Annotated in this window: 18 protein-coding genes; 13 read left to right on the top strand and 5 right to left on the bottom strand. The window is 68.4% G+C overall.

Annotated features, from left to right (window positions below; all coding sequences use genetic code 11):
* Positions 1-68: 68 nt before the first annotated feature.
* Positions 69-596 (bottom strand): hypothetical protein, encoded by a 528-nt coding sequence (locus ACSG06_RS06310; protein ID WP_440989416.1) that lies wholly within the window; start codon positions 594-596, stop codon positions 69-71.
* 302 nt (positions 597-898) lie between these two features.
* On the opposite strand from ACSG06_RS06310, the gene leuB reads away from it, so the two are divergent.
* Both leuB and ACSG06_RS06300 read left to right on the top strand, forming a co-directional pair.
* Complete coding sequence (gene leuB / locus ACSG06_RS06305) at positions 899-1,876, top strand: 3-isopropylmalate dehydrogenase (RefSeq protein ID WP_440989415.1); 978 nt, start codon at positions 899-901, stop codon at positions 1,874-1,876.
* 36 nt (positions 1,877-1,912) lie between these two features.
* Entirely contained in the window at positions 1,913-2,059 is a 147-nt protein-coding gene (locus ACSG06_RS06300; protein WP_440989414.1) for a DUF7557 family protein, read from the top strand.
* Here ACSG06_RS06300 and ACSG06_RS06295 read toward each other — a convergent pair.
* Entirely contained in the window at positions 2,056-2,541 is a 486-nt protein-coding gene (locus tag ACSG06_RS06295; protein ID WP_440989413.1) for a DUF5799 family protein, read from the bottom strand. The genes ACSG06_RS06300 and ACSG06_RS06295 overlap by 4 nt on opposite strands.
* 148 nt (positions 2,542-2,689) lie before the next feature.
* Between ACSG06_RS06295 and ACSG06_RS06290 the strand changes: the two genes are divergently transcribed.
* The gene (locus tag ACSG06_RS06290) at positions 2,690-3,541 is read left to right on the top strand and encodes a ubiquinol-cytochrome c reductase iron-sulfur subunit (RefSeq protein WP_440989412.1); all 852 of its coding nucleotides are present in this window, start codon (positions 2,690-2,692) and stop codon (positions 3,539-3,541) included.
* 33 nt (positions 3,542-3,574) lie between these two features.
* Here the strand turns inward: ACSG06_RS06290 and ACSG06_RS06285 are convergent, their stop codons facing one another.
* Entirely contained in the window at positions 3,575-3,967 is a 393-nt protein-coding gene (locus tag ACSG06_RS06285; RefSeq protein ID WP_440989411.1) for an OsmC family protein, read from the bottom strand.
* Positions 3,968-4,157: 190 nt separating this feature from the next.
* On the opposite strand from ACSG06_RS06285, the gene ACSG06_RS06280 reads away from it, so the two are divergent.
* Both ACSG06_RS06280 and ACSG06_RS06275 read left to right on the top strand, forming a co-directional pair.
* Positions 4,158-4,865 carry a mechanosensitive ion channel family protein gene (locus tag ACSG06_RS06280; RefSeq protein WP_440989410.1) on the top strand — a complete coding sequence of 236 codons (708 nt, stop codon included), beginning with the start codon at positions 4,158-4,160 and terminating at the stop codon, positions 4,863-4,865.
* A 72-nt stretch (positions 4,866-4,937) separates the two neighbouring features.
* Positions 4,938-5,993, top strand: a complete 1,056-nt coding sequence (locus ACSG06_RS06275) for a PAS domain-containing sensor histidine kinase (RefSeq protein WP_440989409.1) — start codon at positions 4,938-4,940, stop codon at positions 5,991-5,993.
* 200 nt (positions 5,994-6,193) lie between these two features.
* On the opposite strand, the gene ACSG06_RS06270 is transcribed toward ACSG06_RS06275, so the two are convergent.
* The gene (locus tag ACSG06_RS06270) at positions 6,194-6,931 is read right to left on the bottom strand and encodes a metal-dependent hydrolase (protein WP_440989408.1); all 738 of its coding nucleotides are present in this window, start codon (positions 6,929-6,931) and stop codon (positions 6,194-6,196) included.
* Between the two features lie 118 nt (positions 6,932-7,049).
* On the opposite strand from ACSG06_RS06270, the gene ACSG06_RS06265 reads away from it, so the two are divergent.
* Positions 7,050-7,313, top strand: coding sequence for a hypothetical protein (locus ACSG06_RS06265; protein ID WP_440989407.1), 264 nt, complete (start codon positions 7,050-7,052; stop codon positions 7,311-7,313).
* 35 nt (positions 7,314-7,348) lie between these two features.
* Here the strand turns inward: ACSG06_RS06265 and ACSG06_RS06260 are convergent, their stop codons facing one another.
* Positions 7,349-7,549, bottom strand: coding sequence for a DUF7835 family putative zinc beta-ribbon protein (locus tag ACSG06_RS06260; RefSeq protein ID WP_440989406.1), 201 nt, complete (start codon positions 7,547-7,549; stop codon positions 7,349-7,351).
* Positions 7,550-7,700: 151 nt separating this feature from the next.
* On the opposite strand from ACSG06_RS06260, the gene ACSG06_RS06255 reads away from it, so the two are divergent.
* From ACSG06_RS06255 to ACSG06_RS06225, 7 genes are all read left to right on the top strand, one after another.
* Positions 7,701-8,048, top strand: a complete 348-nt coding sequence (locus ACSG06_RS06255) for a winged helix-turn-helix domain-containing protein (RefSeq protein WP_440989405.1) — start codon at positions 7,701-7,703, stop codon at positions 8,046-8,048.
* Between the two features lie 87 nt (positions 8,049-8,135).
* Positions 8,136-8,396 carry a DUF7521 family protein gene (locus tag ACSG06_RS06250; protein ID WP_440990293.1) on the top strand — a complete coding sequence of 87 codons (261 nt, stop codon included), beginning with the start codon at positions 8,136-8,138 and terminating at the stop codon, positions 8,394-8,396.
* Positions 8,397-8,443: 47 nt separating this feature from the next.
* Complete coding sequence (locus tag ACSG06_RS06245; RefSeq protein ID WP_440989404.1) at positions 8,444-10,618, top strand: DHH family phosphoesterase; 2,175 nt, start codon at positions 8,444-8,446, stop codon at positions 10,616-10,618.
* Between the two features lie 101 nt (positions 10,619-10,719).
* Complete coding sequence (locus tag ACSG06_RS06240) at positions 10,720-11,955, top strand: alanyl-tRNA editing protein (RefSeq protein WP_440989403.1); 1,236 nt, start codon at positions 10,720-10,722, stop codon at positions 11,953-11,955.
* Between the two features lie 226 nt (positions 11,956-12,181).
* Positions 12,182-12,973, top strand: a complete 792-nt coding sequence (locus ACSG06_RS06235; protein ID WP_440989402.1) for a helix-turn-helix transcriptional regulator — start codon at positions 12,182-12,184, stop codon at positions 12,971-12,973.
* A 78-nt stretch (positions 12,974-13,051) separates the two neighbouring features.
* A complete protein-coding gene (locus tag ACSG06_RS06230; RefSeq protein ID WP_440989401.1) occupies positions 13,052-14,194 on the top strand; it encodes an acyl-CoA dehydrogenase family protein in 1,143 nt (380 codons plus the stop codon).
* Positions 14,195-14,284: 90 nt separating this feature from the next.
* Complete coding sequence (locus tag ACSG06_RS06225) at positions 14,285-15,139, top strand: hypothetical protein (protein WP_440989400.1); 855 nt, start codon at positions 14,285-14,287, stop codon at positions 15,137-15,139.
* Positions 15,140-15,197: the final 58 nt, after the last annotated feature.

The following is a 15,197-nucleotide window of genomic DNA, read 5'->3' as shown; positions in this document are numbered from 1 at the left end:
TGGCTGGTCGGGTGGCGATCGTGGGCTGTGCTGGCGCCGCACCGCGGCCGGGATGGTGCTGCCGACGGTCAGTCGACGAACAGTCGAACGTCCTCGGTCTCGGGTCTACCGTCCTCGAGCAGCTCGTCGGGGTAGCTGTCGTGCCACTCGAGCGACCAGTGCTCGGCCTCGAGGTCGGGGAGCTCGGGGTCGTCGGCGACGGGTTCGGCGGCGAGGACGAGGTGCGTGGTCTCGTCGAAGACCTCGTCGTCGCCCTCGAGGACGTGTTCGGCGTGTCGGACGCGCTCGACGGACGTGACCCGGATGTCCATCTCGGCGATCTCCGCGAGCTCCTCGCGGGCCGTCCCGGTCCAGTCGCCGTCGTGCGCTACCTTCGGACTCGGGAGCACCGCGTGGCTGGCGTCGCGGTCGGTGACGAGCAGCACCTCGCCGTCGTCGTTCGTGACGCCGACGATGGTTCGACCGGCGTAGTCGGCCTCGCAGTGGTCCTCGTCGCCGTGCGGGAATCTGTCCGTGACCTCGTCGACGTCGTCGCGGGCGGCGAGTTCGGTCGGGTCGCTCGGAACGGTTACCGTGTCCTGTGTCGTGTCGTACATGTGTGATGTGGGCGCTGCGGTCTCGTTGCTTCGTCGGCGAGCGACGTGGCTGTCGCTCGGTAGCGGGCGGTACACCGTCGTCAGCGGGGGAGAGTGCCTGTCTTCGCCCCCGGCTCGCTACCGGGAACAGTTGCTACTGGAGACTGATACAAGAAACCACCGATTTCTATTCGCACCGCTCCTGCATGTAATTATTTCCCGCCCAGGGATAAAAAGCTTGGGGTCGGACAGCCCCAGGTGCCCCACTGGATGATGTGGCCCCTTCCGGAATCCTGATTTGAGCAGGGCGAGTCCCTATCGCCATGACAGACAAGATCGCCGTCGTCCCCGGCGACGGCATCGGCCAGGAGGTCGTCCCGGCCGCCGTCGACGTGCTCGACGCGGTGGGCGAGTTCGAGTTCGTCCACGGCGAGGCCGGCGACGCGACGAAAGCCGAGACCGGCACCGCACTCCCAGCGGAGACGTACGACCTCGTCGCCGACGCCGACGCGACCATCTTCGGCGCGGCGGGCGAGACGGCCGCCGACGTCGTGCTACCGCTCCGCGAGGCCGTGGACTCCTTCGTCAACGTCCGGCCGGCACGGGCATATCCCGGCGTCGACGCACTGCGCCCGGAGACAGACCTCGTGTTCCTGCGCGAGAACACCGAGGGCGTCTACGCGGGCCACGAGGACCGCCTCTCCGACGACCTCTCGACGCTCACGCGCGTCGTCACGACCTCGGCATCCGAGCGACTCGCCGAGTTCGCCTGCGACTACGTCGCGGAACGCGGCATCGACGGTTTCCACGTCGCGCACAAGGCGAACGTGATGCGCGAGACCGACGGCCGGTTCCGCGACGCAGTCGTCTCCGTCGCCGACGAGCACGGCGTCGAGACCGAGGAGGTGCTGATGGACGCCTTCGCGACCCACGTCTGCCTCGACCCCGAACAGTTCGACGTGGTCGTCTGCCCGAACCTCGCGGGCGACGTGCTCTCGGACCTCGCCGCCGGCCTCGTCGGCGGGCTCGGCCTGCTCCCCTCGGCCAACGTCGGCCCGGAGAACGGGCTGTTCGAGCCGGTCCACGGGAGCGCCCCGGACATCGCCGGCGAGGGCGTCGCGAACCCGGCCGCGACGCTGCTCTCCGCGGCGATGCTCCTCTCGCACCTCGGCTACGACGACGAGGGCGACCGCGTCCGCACCGCCGTCGAGGACGTGCTCGCCGACGGCCCCAGGACACCGGACCTCGGCGGTGACGCGACCACGGCGGACGTCGCCGATGCCGTGCTCGCCCGGCTCTGAGGAAGCGTTTTCACCCGGGGCGACGTATGCTATCGTATGCCAGAGATCGAACTCCGCCAGAAGACCGTAGAGCGACTCGATAGCCTCCGCGTCGACGACGAGAGCTACGACGAGCTCGTCACCGAGCTGATGAACATCTACGAGGCGGAGGAGCTGACGATGTTCCGGTCGGGCGACGGCTAGGACTCGTCCCCGGACGGTGTCTGCGCCGCGACCGCACAGATCTCCTCCCAGCGGCCTTTCGACTCCAGGTGCGCCTGGAGCTCCTCGCCGTAGCGGCCCGCCAGCTCGCTCGCGGCGTCGATGCGCTCCTGGTCGGGTTCGTCGTCCCCGCCACCACCCATCCCGAGCGCGGACTTCACGGAGTCGACGAGACCGCTGCCGCCCGAACCGCGGTCGCGAGAGCCACCGCCGGGCGCCCCGCCCATCGCCTGCATCTGGGCGTTGATGTCGTCGAGCTCGGGCACGATGGTCGCCACCTTCTCCGTGTTCGCGACGATGCGGGCATCCGCCGGTGACTCCGGGTTCTCGATCTCGAACTCGACAGCGCTCATGATGAGGTCCCACTCCTGGTTGGAGAACTCCGAGTTCACCACGTCCTGCGTGAACTCCTTGTCGACCGTCATCCGCTCGCCGACCACCTGGTCCGTCCAGCGGTTGTGCATGTCACGACCTTTCGTGAGCATCCGTATCAGGGTTGCGCTCGCGCGCATTCTCGGCGACGTCGGCCAAGAAAGTTCCCCCGGTTGACAGCAGCTGGGAACCCTCGCCACGATACTTGTCCCCGTGCCGACTCGTCTTCGAGTGGTCCCCATGGATTCCGACAAGTATCCGACAGAGAGCGACAGACGACGATTCGTCAAGGGCGTCGCCGGCGGCGCGACGATGGCCGCCATCACGACCGCTGCCGGTGCCGCCGTCGAGGGAACCACGACCGGCGTCGGCTCCGGCGGTGGGACGGTCACCTACCGCGCGGCGAAGAACACCGACGGCCCCGCCCCGCGCGGGCTCCCACAGATACCGCTGGAACTCGACGACGAGGGCTACTTGAAGGGCGTCTGGCCCGAGTCCGAGGAGCGCGAGCTCGACGACGGAACGACCGTCACCATCGCCGAGATGGAGCTCGGCGGCGTGACCTACTCCACCCAGTGGTTCCAGTACTGCGGCTGCCAGACATTCCAGAACGTCCAGCCCGACGGGGAGTACGACAACTACATGCGCTACAGCGCGAACACCCGTCTCGACTGGCAGAGCGAGCAGACGAGCATCGGCGAGCGCGTCCACGTCGACCAGTTCGAGGACTACGCGGAGTGGGGCAACGGCATCGGCGAGGACGGCTACGGCAAGCCCGCGAACTGCACCTGGCGCTCACAGGAGGTCGACAGCGAGGAGACGCTCCCCATCCAGATTGTCCGTAGCACGCGGGTCGAGGAGGCTGCTGCTGAGGACGAGTGGCTCGCCGAGAGCACCGTCGACGGCTTCATCGCCTTCCTGAACAAGTGCACCCACTTCTGCTGTATCCCGGGGTTCAAGGACAGCTCCGACGCGCCGAAGTTCGGGGCCGCGAACAAGAGCTACTGCGGCTGCCACCAGTCCGTCTACGACCCGTTCGACATCGTCGAACGGTCGTTCACCGCCCTCCCGCGCCCCGACACGGACGGCTGAGACGGACCGTGGGAGTTCCGAGTGGAACCGGTCTCAGAACGCGTCGCCTTCGATGTCGACCTCGGCCACCAGCTCGGCCTTCACCGCGTCGCCGACCTTGCAGAGCTCGTGGGCACGCTCGACGATGGCGTCGCCCTTGTCGCCGATGTCGCCGGCGACCTTGATGTCGAAGTGGACCGACGCGAGCTTGTCGTCGTCGTTGAGCTCGCCCGTCGAGTCGATCTCGATGCGGCCGAGGTCGCCTGCCTGGCGCTGCTCAGCGCCGACGCGGAGCGCCGGGACGTAGCAGGAGGCGTAGGCGGCGAGCAGCGCCTCGAGTGTGTCGGGCGCGGCCTCGCCGGTCGCGTCGACCGTCGTCTCGAAGTCGCGGATCGTGTTCTCGGTGCTGTAGCCCTCCTCGGAGACGCTGTGGACTTCTTTGGACATTGCGTTAGTGACGTTGCCCGGCAGCGCCTTGATAGTTGTTCTTGCGGGTGACGGCACCTCTGTCTCAGCGCCATCGTGTTCGAAAACTTTAATTACAGAACCGAATACAACCATGACGGGCCATGATAGCTCAAGTCAAGACGTGGTGTGACGACGGTCACGACGTATCGAAGACGGTGGGGTGGTCGGCGTGATTCCGACCCGGCTCCCCCTCCAGATCACGCCGGATGCGATCGTCAGGTGGCTGGACAACGTGTTCTCCCGCATCGTCACCGACTTCCAGGGTATCGCGCCGAACCTCCTGTACGCGCTCATCTACCTCGTCGTCGGCTTCCTCGCCGCGATGTTGGTCTCGCGCACCGTCGTGCGGGTCACCCGACGGATGGGGCTGGACGAGCTGGCCGAGGACTCGCCCATCGGCGAGTTCCTGCCAGGGCGGGACCTGAGCCGGTTGCTCGGCCAGTTCGCCTCGCTGTACATCTACCTGCTCGTCGGCCTGCTGGTGATGGAGGAGCTTGGAATCGGGCGGGTCGCCGCGGCGTTCAACGGGGCCGTCGAGTTCCTCCCGACGGCAATCATCGCGGTCCTCGTCGTGGTCCTCGGGTTCTGGCTGGCCGACCTCGTGGAGGACCGCATGAGCGACTCCGAACTGGGCGACGGACAGGTCGGCGCGCTGTTCGGTGCGGCCGTCCAGGTGTTCGTCTACCTCATCGCCATCGCGGTGGGCTTCGGCGCGCTGGCGTCCTCGACCGGTGCGGGCGGCATCGCGTTCCCCATCATCCAGGCGTTCGCGCTCGGCTTCGCCATCGCGCTCGGCCTCGCGGTCGGCTGGGTGAGCAAGGACCACCTCGCCGGCGCGGTCGACGGCGACACGGACCAGGACGACGCGGACGAGTAGCCGCCACGAGGGCGGGTCGCCCCGCTCGTACGGGCAGAACGGTTATTCCGTTTCGTGTCGAATCAGTGTCTCATGACCGACGGTTCCCTGGAGTCCTCGGACCTCGTCCTCGAGACGCTGGTGGAGAACCTACCGGAGGGCGTGCTCATCGAGGATGCGTCCAGGGAGATCCTGCTCGTCAACGACCGCCTCTGCGAACTGCTCGACATCCCGCGGGAACCCGAGGAGCTGGTCGGGACCGACTGCGAGGCGGCGGGCGAGCGCCTCGTCGACCGGTTCGCCGAGCCCGACGCGTTCGTCCCGCGGCTCGCAGAACTGCTCGAAGAGCGCGAACCGGTCCACGGCGAGGAGCTGGTGCTGGCGGACGGACGGACGCTCGAACGGACCTACATCCCGTACGACCTCCCGGAGGGCAAGGCGAACATCTGGGTCTACCGGGACGTGACCGAGCGCACCTCCCACGAGGCCGAACTGGAACGGCAGAACGAACGGCTCGCGGAGTTCGCCTCGGTCGTCTCCCACGACCTGCGGAACCCGCTCAGCGTCGCCGCCACAAGCCTGCAGCTCGCCCGAGAGGACTGCGACTGCGACCATCTCGAGGAGATCGAGCGCAGTCTCGACCGGATGGACCGCCTCACGACGCAGCTGCTCACGCTCGCCCGCGAGGGCGAACGGACCGAGGCGCTGGAGCCGACGCCGCTATCGACGCTCGTCTCGCAGTCGTGGAACAACGTCGAGACGGACGGGGCGTCGCTCGAGAACGAAACCTCCGGCATCGTGCTGGCCGACTGGAGCCGACTGGGACAGCTGTTCGAGAACCTGTTCCGGAACGCGGTGGAGCACGGAGCCCCGGACGAGCCGGCCGGGACCACCGACGACCTCACCGTCACCGTCGCGTCGTCCGGTGACACTATCGCCGTCCGGGACGACGGCGTTGGGCTGACGGACCCGGAACTGGAGCCGGCGCAGCTGTTCGAGACCGGGTTCTCGACGAAACCAGACGGCACCGGTCTCGGCCTCGGCATCGTCGAGGAGATCGCCTCGGCCCACGACTGGACGGTGACCGTCGAGGAGCCTCCCGAGGGAGGCCTCGCCTTCGAGTTCACCGGCATCGAGTTCGAGCAGTAGCACACCAGCACCGGCCGCGTCCGTGCGGTGAACCTGTGCCTCACCGTTGCTCGACCGGCTTCGAACGCGGTCCCGCTACCGCGTACCGCTCTCCTCCCCGAGACCGTTCACGGTCGTCCTGGTCGTGTCGCGGCCATCGCGGTGCTCATCCGTTTGCGGTAGATAGTCGAACGAGGTCGGAAAACGAGGTCGTCCGCGGCTCAGTCCAGCAGGTTCTCGCTCAGGTTCCAGCTCTCGTCACCCTCCAGCACGACGACCTCGGCGTCGGTGCCGGTGCCCCGGACCTCGCGGGCGAAGTCGTCGGGGTCCTGCTCGATGGGCGGGAAGGTGTCGTAGTGGATGGGGATGGCGTAGTCCACGTCGAGCCAGTCGACCGCGATGGCGGCCTGCCACGGGCCCATCGTGAAGTGGTCGCCGATGGGGACCGCGGCCACGTCTGGTTCGAGGTACGGCGCGATGACGTCGCGCATCTCGGTCATCAGCCCTGTGTCGCCCGCGTGGTAGAACGTCTCGCTCTCCTCGTCGGCCACCTGCGTCGGCTTCGTGTCGGAGATGACGAAGCCCGCCGGCATCCCGCCGGAGGTGCCGTAGCCCGTCTCCATCCCGTTGGTGTGGTCGGCACGGTGCATCGTGATGTAGGCGTCACCGCACTCGACGGTGCCGCCGATGTTCATGCCCATGCCGCCGACGGCCTCGTAGTCGCCGAACTCGTCCCGGCAGTACTCCACGACCTCCGGCGTGGCGACGAGCTCCGTGCCCTCGTAGCGGTCCACGTCGCCGATGTGGTCGGCGTGCCCGTGTGTGAGCAGCACGTAGTCCGGATCGAGCTCCTCCGGGTCGGTGTCGGTCTTCGGGTTGTCGAAGAACGGGTCGATGAGCAGTTCCGTCTCTCCGACCGTCACACCGAACGTCGAGTGTCCGTACCAGGTGAGTTCCATGGCACTCCAGAGTTCGTCCGGCGGCTACTTCAAGGTACGCGCGAGGGTCGTCGGGAATCGACGGCAGGAGCCGGTTCGACCACCTACGACTATGGGGCGGTGTCGAGAACCGTCACCCATGCTCGCTCTCGAACTCGACGAGTTCATGGTCGAACTGAAGGACGGAAGCATCAAGAACGTGGGTCCGACGAACAAGTCCGCCTCGGCGAAGCTGTTCGACGTCGAGTCCGTCGAGGTACGGGAGTTCGGCGACAAACGACTCAAGTTCGTCTTCGAGGACGACTCGGGGAACGAGGTGCAGGTGTCCCTCTTCCCCGAGGAAGCAGAGGAGATGGCAGCAGACGTGGAGTCGCTGGCGGCCGACTCCCCGGTCTTCGAGTGACCGCCACGGCTCCGGTGTGGGATTGGCCGAAGGGGTCAGGCGTTGTTCATCCGCTGGCTGGAGCGCTCGCCGCAGGTCTGGCACTCCTTCACGCGGTACGGCTCGCGGGAGAACTGGGCGTTCTCCTTCTTGGTGCTCTCCGTGATGATCTGGACGGAGACCTTGTGGAGCGTCTCGCTACCGCAGTGTTCGCAGTGTTCGGTCAACCCGTCTATTGAGTCGTCAGTCGTTGCCATACATGTCCCTTATCGGCTACCCATATAACGTCCAGTTAGTGTTTTCATCGGTTGTAATAACCGAGTTATCGGAGGCAGTTATCTACGGGCCGTTCGGTCACGACAACGTATCGGACATAACCTTTTAGTCACGAACGGGTCACGTAGACTCGTGGACGACGAGCGGCCAATCGAAGAGATACTCGATACGATCGGGGACGAGACGGCGCGAGAAGTCCTCGCAGCGGTGAGCGAGGAGCCACGTTCGGCGAAGGAGGTCTCCGACTTCTGTGACCTCTCGTTACCGACCGTCTACCGTCGCATCGAGATGCTCAAAGAACACGATCTGATCACGTCGGAGACGCTCGTAGCCCGCGACGGGAACCACTACGACGCGTTCAAGTCGAACTTCGACGCGACTGTCATTCGGCTCAAAGAAGATGAGTACGACATCCGCATCTACCGGAAGGAGAACCTGCCGGACCGCTTCTCCAGCCTCTGGGACGAGCTCGGTCGGTGAGCCACCACGTCGGGACCGCCAGCGTCGACGACCAGCCGGAGGTGAGCGCCGGTGGTCGAGCTGAGTGCCGTAGCGGACGTGCTGCTGATGGCCCTGCGCCTCGTGCTCTTCGCGCTGGCGCTCGGACTGACGTTCATCAGTTTCCAGGCGTACAACCAGAAGGGCGGCAAGCGGCTCGAATCGGCGTTCATCGGCTTCGCCTTCATCAGCATGGGCGTCGCCCTCACGACCATCAGCACGCAGATCACGCGCGCGGCCACGGCGCAGACCGCCACCTACTTCCAGGTCGCGGAGACGATCCCGTTCATCGTCGGGTTCAGCATGCTGTACCTCTCGCTCTATCGCTGACACAGATTCGACAACCGTTTTAGGCCGGGTCTACTCTACTCGGTCAAATGGGTAACTGTATCATCTGTGGTGCCTCCGTCGACGGGCACATCTGTTCGAGTCACGAGGAGGACGTCGTCTTCACGTTCGAAGGCAACCGAGCCAACCAGCTGAAGCCCGGCCGCTACTACGAGGGGTCGGTCGACGGGTTCGCCGAGTTCGGCGTCTTCGTCGACATCGGCACCTCCGTCACCGGCCTGCTGCACCGGAGCGAACTCGACCGCCGACTGGACAGTCTCGACTGGGACTCCGGCGACACGGTCTACGTGCAGGTCACCGACATCCGCGACAACGGCAACGTCGACCTCGGCTGGTCCATCCGCCAGCGCGAGTCCGACTTCCGCGGCAAGCTCGTCCAGACCCCGGAGGGCGACGAGCTCCCCGAGGAGCCGGACGAGGAGGAGGCCGAACCGGTCACAGCGGGGGGAAACGCGGCCGCGAAGCAGAAGGTCCGGACGCCGGACGAGAGTGACGCGAGTCCCGCGTCCACCGAATCGGACGCCACCGAGGAGGCGCCCTCCGAGGGCGAGGCCGAAGGGAGCGACGAGACCGGCGAGACGACCCCGGCAACCGAGACCGACGCGCAAGAGACCGACGCGCAAGAGACCGACGCGCAAGACACCGAGACCGGGACAGACGGTGCAGACGAGAGCGAGGACGTCGACGAGCACTCCGAGCTCGCCCGGAGCACGGTCGACAACGTCTCGGACCTCATCGGACAGGTCGTCCGGATCGAGGGCGAGATCGTCAGCGTCCGCCAGACCTCCGGCCCGACCGTCTTCGAGATCCGCGACGAGACCGGCGTCGTCGAGGTCGCCGCCTTCGAGGAGGCCGGCGTCCGCGCCTACCCCGACGTGGAGGTCGACGACGTCGTCCGTCTCGAGGGCGAGGTCGAGCGCCACCACGACGAGGTCCAGCTCGAGACGGAGGTCCTGACGACCCTCGAGGGCGACGAGGCCGCCGCCGTCGCCGAGCGCATGGACGCCGCGCTGGACGAGCAGGCCGACCCCGGCAGCGTCGACCTGCTCGCCGACCACGACGCCGTCGCCGCCGTCGCCGACGAGATCCGCGAGGTCGCGACCGAGATCCGCCGCGCGGTCATCCAGGGCCGCCCGGTCGTCGTCCGTCACACCGCCACCGCCGACGGCTACGTCGCCGGCGCCGCCATCGAGCGCGCCGTCCTCCCGCTCGTCGCCGCGGAGCACGAGCGCCAGGACGCCCAGTACCACTTCTGCGAGCGCCGCCCGCTCGACGACACCGTCTACGGCATGGACGCCGCCACCGACGACGTCACGAACATGCTCGACGCACGCGAGCGCCACGGCGAGCAGCTCCCGCTCGTCGTCCTCGTCGACCTGGGCAGCACGCTCGAGTCCCGCGAGGGCTACGAGCTGCTCGACGTGTACGGTGCCGAGTGCCTGGTCGTCGACTCCGGCTACCCCGACGAGGACGTCGTCGGCGACCTCGGCGGCATCGTCGACCCCCACCTCGCGGGCGACGTCACCGACGTGACGACGACCACGCTCGCGGCGAACGTCGCCGTCCACGTCAACGACGACGTGCGCGACGACCTCGCGCACCTCCCCGCGGTGAGCTACTGGCAGGACACCCCCGAGGCCTACACCGACCTCGCCGACGAGGCCGGCTACACCGCCGAGGAGACCGACGAGCTCCGCGAGGCCGTCGGGCTCGAGGCCTACTACCAGTCCTACAAGGACAAGCGCGAGCTCATCACCGACATCCTGTTCGAGGAGGCCGACGGGCTCGCCGGCCACGTCAGCGAGCAGTTCCGCACCAAGCTCGACCGCGAGCTCCGGACCGCTCGGCGCAACCTCTCGACGCGCTCGGCCGAGGGCGTCGAGTTCGCCATCCTCGACACCGACGCCTTCAGCCACCGGTTCGACTTCCCGCCGACGGAGCTCCTGCTCGACGCCCTCCACCGCGCGGAGGCCGCCGACACCGACGAGGAACTCGTCACCATCGGCCTCGGCGAGGACGAGCTCCACGTCCGGAGCACCGCGCCCATCGACGTCCGGACCGTCGGCGACGAGATCGCCGAACAGGTCGAAGACGGCGGCGTCAGCGTCGTCGGCGGCCGCGACGGTCACGTCGAGTTCCTGACCGGCGAGCGCGACCGCGTGCTGAACGCGGGCGTTGCTGCCATCGCGAACACCTTCGCCTGAGAACGGCGTTCTCCACCGTCGTTTCGTGTGCTGAACCGTGAGCAACCGGTGACCCCCGACCGGCGGCACGCTTTTCTCGCCCGACCGTGTGAAACCCCGTGATGACAGGGCAACTCGCCGCGAGCCAGCCGTACACGACGCGCTTCGAGACCACGGTCACGGGCGTCGACGGGCGCGAGGTCCGACTGGAGACGAGCTACTTCTACGCCGAGAGCGGGGGGCAGCCGAGCGACCGGGGCACCGTCGGCGACGTGCCGGTCGTGGACGTCCAGCACCGGGACGGCGAGCACGTCCACACGCTGGCCGAGGAGCCCGGGTTCCGGGAGGGGTCGTCGGTGCTCTGCGAGGTGGACTGGACGTTCCGGATGTACTGCATGCGGGCCCACACCGCCAGCCACGTGCTGTACGGGGCGGCGCGACGCCTCTGTGACGACCTGGGCTACGGTGGGTTCGGCATCGACGAAGAGAAGGTCCGGGTCGACCTGACGACATCGACCGACGTGACCGACGAGACGCTGGTCGAGCTGGAGCGGCTGGCGAACCTGGCGGTGTGGGAGTCCCGCGAGGTGGGCTGGAAGTCGGTCCCGCTGTCGGAGCTGCGCGCAGACGAGTTCGTCGCGTTCAACACGAAGACCGAGGAGGGCGTGTTCGAGGGGGCCGACGAGGTGCGCGTCGTCAGCGTCGGCGAGCGCGACGTGGTGCCGGGCGAGCCACGCGAACGGCCCTGGGACGTGGCGGCCTGCGGCGGGACGCACGTCCGGAACACGCGCGAGATCGGCCCGGTGACGTTGCTCTCGCGGTCGAACCCCGGCGAGGGGATGACGCGGATCGAGTTCGCGGTCGGCGAACGCGGCATCCAGCACCGTGCGGCGGAGAAGCGGGCGGTGCTCGACGCGGGCCGGGCGCTCGACGCTGCACCGGCAGACCTCGCCGAAGCGGCGACCCGGCTCTCGGGGCAGGTCGAGGAACTGGAGTCGGCGCTCGCGTCGGCCCGGCGTCGTCTGGTGGAGTCGGCACTCGCGGGGGCAGAACCGTTCGAGCGGGATGGAGGTACCTGGCTGGTCGCGACGGTCGCTGGCGTCGAGGCGAACGACTGCCGGGAACCACTGCAGGCGTCAGCGGGGCGGGATGCAGATGTCGTGGTCTCGGTCGGCGAGTCGGGAGGGACGTTCGTCGCGGTCGCGGCGGGGCCGGACCACGACGCGTCGGCCGTGGTGGAGTCGGTGACGGCCGACTACGGCGGTGGGGGTGGCGGCAGCGGGGCGTTCGCACAGGGTGGCGGGATCGACGCCTCGCCGGCGACGGTCGCCGAGGGACTCCGGAACGAGGGTGCCTGAGCCCCCCGGCTCGGCACGAGTTGGTGTCGAAGGCGTACGACGAGGGGACGTACGCCGGAAGCACCGACAGACAGCACTGGAGAGTACCGTAAGCTGCTGTCTAAAGGTTATCATTCCGGCCTGCGGCCAACGTCCGGGCAGGGCTGGAACGTTCCGACGCCCCTGGAAAGTTTGGTAATCTAGCCGAGAAGAAAACACATATGCCCGCCGCGACGTGAGTCCCGGTATGGTCGGTCCGACCGAACGCGTCGAGTTCGTCTGTGGCTCGCGCTCCCGTCAGGAGGTGCTCATCTCGCTCGCCAGCGAGCCGCGCGAGCGACAGGCTGTCGTGTGTTCGACCACGGCCAGCGAGTCGGCGGTGTACGACGCGATGAGCCGTCTCTCGGACCGCGGCTTCTGCTACGAGCGCGACGACGGCCGCTGGGCGCTCACCGGAACGGGTCGGGCCGTCGCGGACCTGCTGGAGCGCGTCGGGACGGTCGAGTCCGTCGTCGACGGGACCCGGCCCTACTTCGACGAGCACGACCTCGACGTCCTGCCCGAACCTGACCGACGCGAACTCCACCACCTCGCCGGCTGTGAGGTGGTCGACTCGCCCGAGACGGACCCGTTCCGTGCTGCGCGGCGGGTGCGCACCGCCATCGCCGACGCCGACCACGTCTCGGTGCTGGCGCCCGTCTACGACGACCGCTTCGCCGACGCCCTGCTCGAGGGCGACCCGGACTCCGCCCGACTGGTGCTCGACCCCGAGATCCTCGAGCTCACGCCCGAGGACGACGCGAACGCGGAGGAGCCACCGCCGTTCGCGGAGCTGGTCGACATCCGCGTCGCCGAGGTCGGGTTCGCGATGACCGTCACCGAGTCCGGCGTCTACCTCTCGCTCCCGCGACTCGACGGCACGTACGACCCACAGACCGAGCTCGTCAGGGAGTCCGACGCTGCCGCGGACTGGGGGGCGACGGTGTTCGAACGGGTCTGGGACCGGGCCACACCCGCCGAGGCGCTCGTCGACGACTGAGCCCGCACCCGTCGGCCGGCCCACGTGACGGCCGCGGGAATGGGGCAACTTTTTCCACTCGCCCCCGAAGGCAGGGGTATGAATCTGAGTTCGGAGCAGGCCGCCGTCCGCGACGTCGTCCGCGAGTTCGCGGCCGAGGAGCTACGGCCGGTGGCCCGGGAGTGCGACGCAGAGCAGACCTTCCCCGAGGACGTCTGGGACGGGCTGGCGGAGCTGGACCTGACCGGGCTGACCGTCCCCGAGGAGTACGGCGGGTACGACGCCGACCCGGTGACCTACGCCATCATCAACGAGGAGCTCGCCCACGGGATGCTCTCCGTGGCGACCGCGCTGTCGGTCCACGGGCTCGCCACCTCCTGCATCGACGAGTTCGGCTCGCAGGACGTCCGCGACGAGTGGCTCCCCGAGATGGTCGACGGACGCCCCGTCGGCGCGTTCGCGCTCTCGGAGCCCGAGGCCGGCTCGAACCCCGCCGAGATGTCGACCGTCGCCGAGCGCGAGGGCGACGAGTTCGTCCTCAACGGCAAGAAGCAGTGGATCACGAACGGCAGCCGTGCGGGCGTCTACGTCGTCTTCGCGAAGACCGACCGCGACGACCCCGGCTCCATCACCCAGTTCCTCGTCCCCGCCGACACCGACGGCGTCAGCGTCGGGAAGAAGGAGGACAAGCTCGGCCTGCGCGCCTCGGACACGACGACGCTCATCTTCGAGGACGCACGCATCCCGGCCGAGTACCAGCTCACGGAGGAGGGTCGCGGGCTCTCCGCCGCGTTCCAGATCCTCACCGGTGGGCGCATCGCCATCGCCGCCCAGTCCGTCGGGCTCGCACAGGCCGCCCTCGACGCCGCCGTCGAGTACGCCGGCGAGCGCGAGCAGTTCGACCAGCCCATCAGCCAGTTCCAGGCCATCCGGCACAAGCTCGCGGAGATGCAGACGCAGGTGACCGCCGGCCGTCTCCTGACCCACGAGGCCGCCCAGAAGAAGGCAGACGGGGCCGGCATGGAGACCGCGTTCCTCGCCAGCCAGGCGAAGTACTTCGCCAGCGAGGCGGCGATGGACGTGACCAACGAGGCCGTCCAGATCCACGGTGGCTACGGCTACACCACCGACTTCCCCGTCGAGCGCTTCTACCGCGACGCGAAGATCCTCACCATCTACGAGGGGACCACGGAGATACAGAAGAAGATCATCGCCCGCCACCTGCTCGGCGACGACGCCTGAGGCTGGACGGCGCCCGACGGTCCAATCTGTCGACAGTTTCTCAGGCACTCCCCCTGAAAATTAATAGGGTCGCCCCCGTCTGCACCACCGATGGCTACCGGCAGGACCGAATCGGGCGGCGGACCGGACCGAGACGACCCGGACACGACCGACGGGCGAGGCGAAGCGGCGGCCGACCAGCGACCCGCGAGCGTGTCGCCCGAGGCGCTCACCTGTCGACTCCGCTCCGCGGTCGGCGAGACCGAGGCGGTGACGCTCCGCGTCGACCCCACCGACGAGGGCTGCACGGTCGAGCGCATCCTGCACGCCGACGAGGAGCTGACGACGACCGCCGAACTCGACCACCACGTCACGCTGGCCTGCGCGCAGGTCAGGGTCACCGAGCTCCCGGGACCGGCCTCGGACGTGCGACTCGTCCGACCGACGCTCCGGACCGTGCCGGCCGACGCCGCGGTCGAACACGAGGCGACGTTCCGACGGGACGGCGACCGCTTCGTCCGCGAGGGCCGCCAGGGCCCACCGACACCTCCTGAATCGCCGCCCTCGTACACGCTCGAACGGCTCCGCGGCGGCGGGCTCCTCGCGGGCGTCGTCGTCCCCGCGTTCGCCGGCGCCAGACAGCGACTGTTCGGCCTGCGCGAGCGCCTGGGCGACGGCGACGTCTCGGTGACGGCCGACGAGCTGGTCGCCCGGTTCGACCCCACGTCCGGGGCGCGGACCCACCACGACGTCCGCGTCGAGAACGGTGCCCTCTGCGTCTGGCTCCTCGGCGAGACAGAGCACGGCGACGGCTGCGTGCGGAGCGAACGCGTCGCTCGCATCGTGCCACCGTTCCCGATAACGGCCGCGGAGGCGACGGCAGAGCAGACCGCCGACGCCGTCGTCGTCAGGGTGCCGCGCTGTGGCCGCGGCGAGTCGACCGACGGGTCGGTCCCGCTCGATTAGTCGTCCGCCTCGACCTCCGCGCCGTCGCCCGGCACGACGGTGTCGTCGGAGCCCGTCT

Origin of the sequence: Haloarchaeobius baliensis (genome assembly GCF_052060055.1) — an archaeon.
Taxonomy (GTDB): domain Archaea; phylum Halobacteriota; class Halobacteria; order Halobacteriales; family Natrialbaceae; genus Haloarchaeobius; species Haloarchaeobius baliensis.
The sequence above is the reverse complement of the archived record's forward strand: the minus strand, read 5'-3'. Positions and strand labels throughout refer to the sequence as shown.

What these genes read in the sequence shown, in the direction of transcription:
- ACSG06_RS06310 (WP_440989416.1), bottom strand. Translation starts at nt 596, where the DNA reads ATGTACGACACGACACAGGACACGGTAACCGTTCCGAGCGACCCGACC.
- leuB (WP_440989415.1), top strand. Translation starts at nt 899, where the DNA reads ATGACAGACAAGATCGCCGTCGTCCCCGGCGACGGCATCGGCCAGGAG.
- ACSG06_RS06300 (WP_440989414.1), top strand. Translation starts at nt 1,913, where the DNA reads ATGCCAGAGATCGAACTCCGCCAGAAGACCGTAGAGCGACTCGATAGC.
- ACSG06_RS06295 (WP_440989413.1), bottom strand. Translation starts at nt 2,541, where the DNA reads ATGCACAACCGCTGGACGGACCAGGTGGTCGGCGAGCGGATGACGGTC.
- ACSG06_RS06290 (WP_440989412.1), top strand. Translation starts at nt 2,690, where the DNA reads ATGGATTCCGACAAGTATCCGACAGAGAGCGACAGACGACGATTCGTC.
- ACSG06_RS06285 (WP_440989411.1), bottom strand. Translation starts at nt 3,967, where the DNA reads ATGTCCAAAGAAGTCCACAGCGTCTCCGAGGAGGGCTACAGCACCGAG.
- ACSG06_RS06275 (WP_440989409.1), top strand. Translation starts at nt 4,938, where the DNA reads ATGACCGACGGTTCCCTGGAGTCCTCGGACCTCGTCCTCGAGACGCTG.
- ACSG06_RS06270 (WP_440989408.1), bottom strand. Translation starts at nt 6,931, where the DNA reads ATGGAACTCACCTGGTACGGACACTCGACGTTCGGTGTGACGGTCGGA.
- ACSG06_RS06265 (WP_440989407.1), top strand. Translation starts at nt 7,050, where the DNA reads ATGCTCGCTCTCGAACTCGACGAGTTCATGGTCGAACTGAAGGACGGA.
- ACSG06_RS06260 (WP_440989406.1), bottom strand. Translation starts at nt 7,549, where the DNA reads ATGGCAACGACTGACGACTCAATAGACGGGTTGACCGAACACTGCGAA.
- ACSG06_RS06250 (WP_440990293.1), top strand. Translation starts at nt 8,136, where the DNA reads ATGGCCCTGCGCCTCGTGCTCTTCGCGCTGGCGCTCGGACTGACGTTC.
- ACSG06_RS06245 (WP_440989404.1), top strand. Translation starts at nt 8,444, where the DNA reads ATGGGTAACTGTATCATCTGTGGTGCCTCCGTCGACGGGCACATCTGT.
- ACSG06_RS06240 (WP_440989403.1), top strand. Translation starts at nt 10,720, where the DNA reads ATGACAGGGCAACTCGCCGCGAGCCAGCCGTACACGACGCGCTTCGAG.
- ACSG06_RS06235 (WP_440989402.1), top strand. Translation starts at nt 12,182, where the DNA reads ATGGTCGGTCCGACCGAACGCGTCGAGTTCGTCTGTGGCTCGCGCTCC.
- ACSG06_RS06230 (WP_440989401.1), top strand. Translation starts at nt 13,052, where the DNA reads ATGAATCTGAGTTCGGAGCAGGCCGCCGTCCGCGACGTCGTCCGCGAG.
- ACSG06_RS06225 (WP_440989400.1), top strand. Translation starts at nt 14,285, where the DNA reads ATGGCTACCGGCAGGACCGAATCGGGCGGCGGACCGGACCGAGACGAC.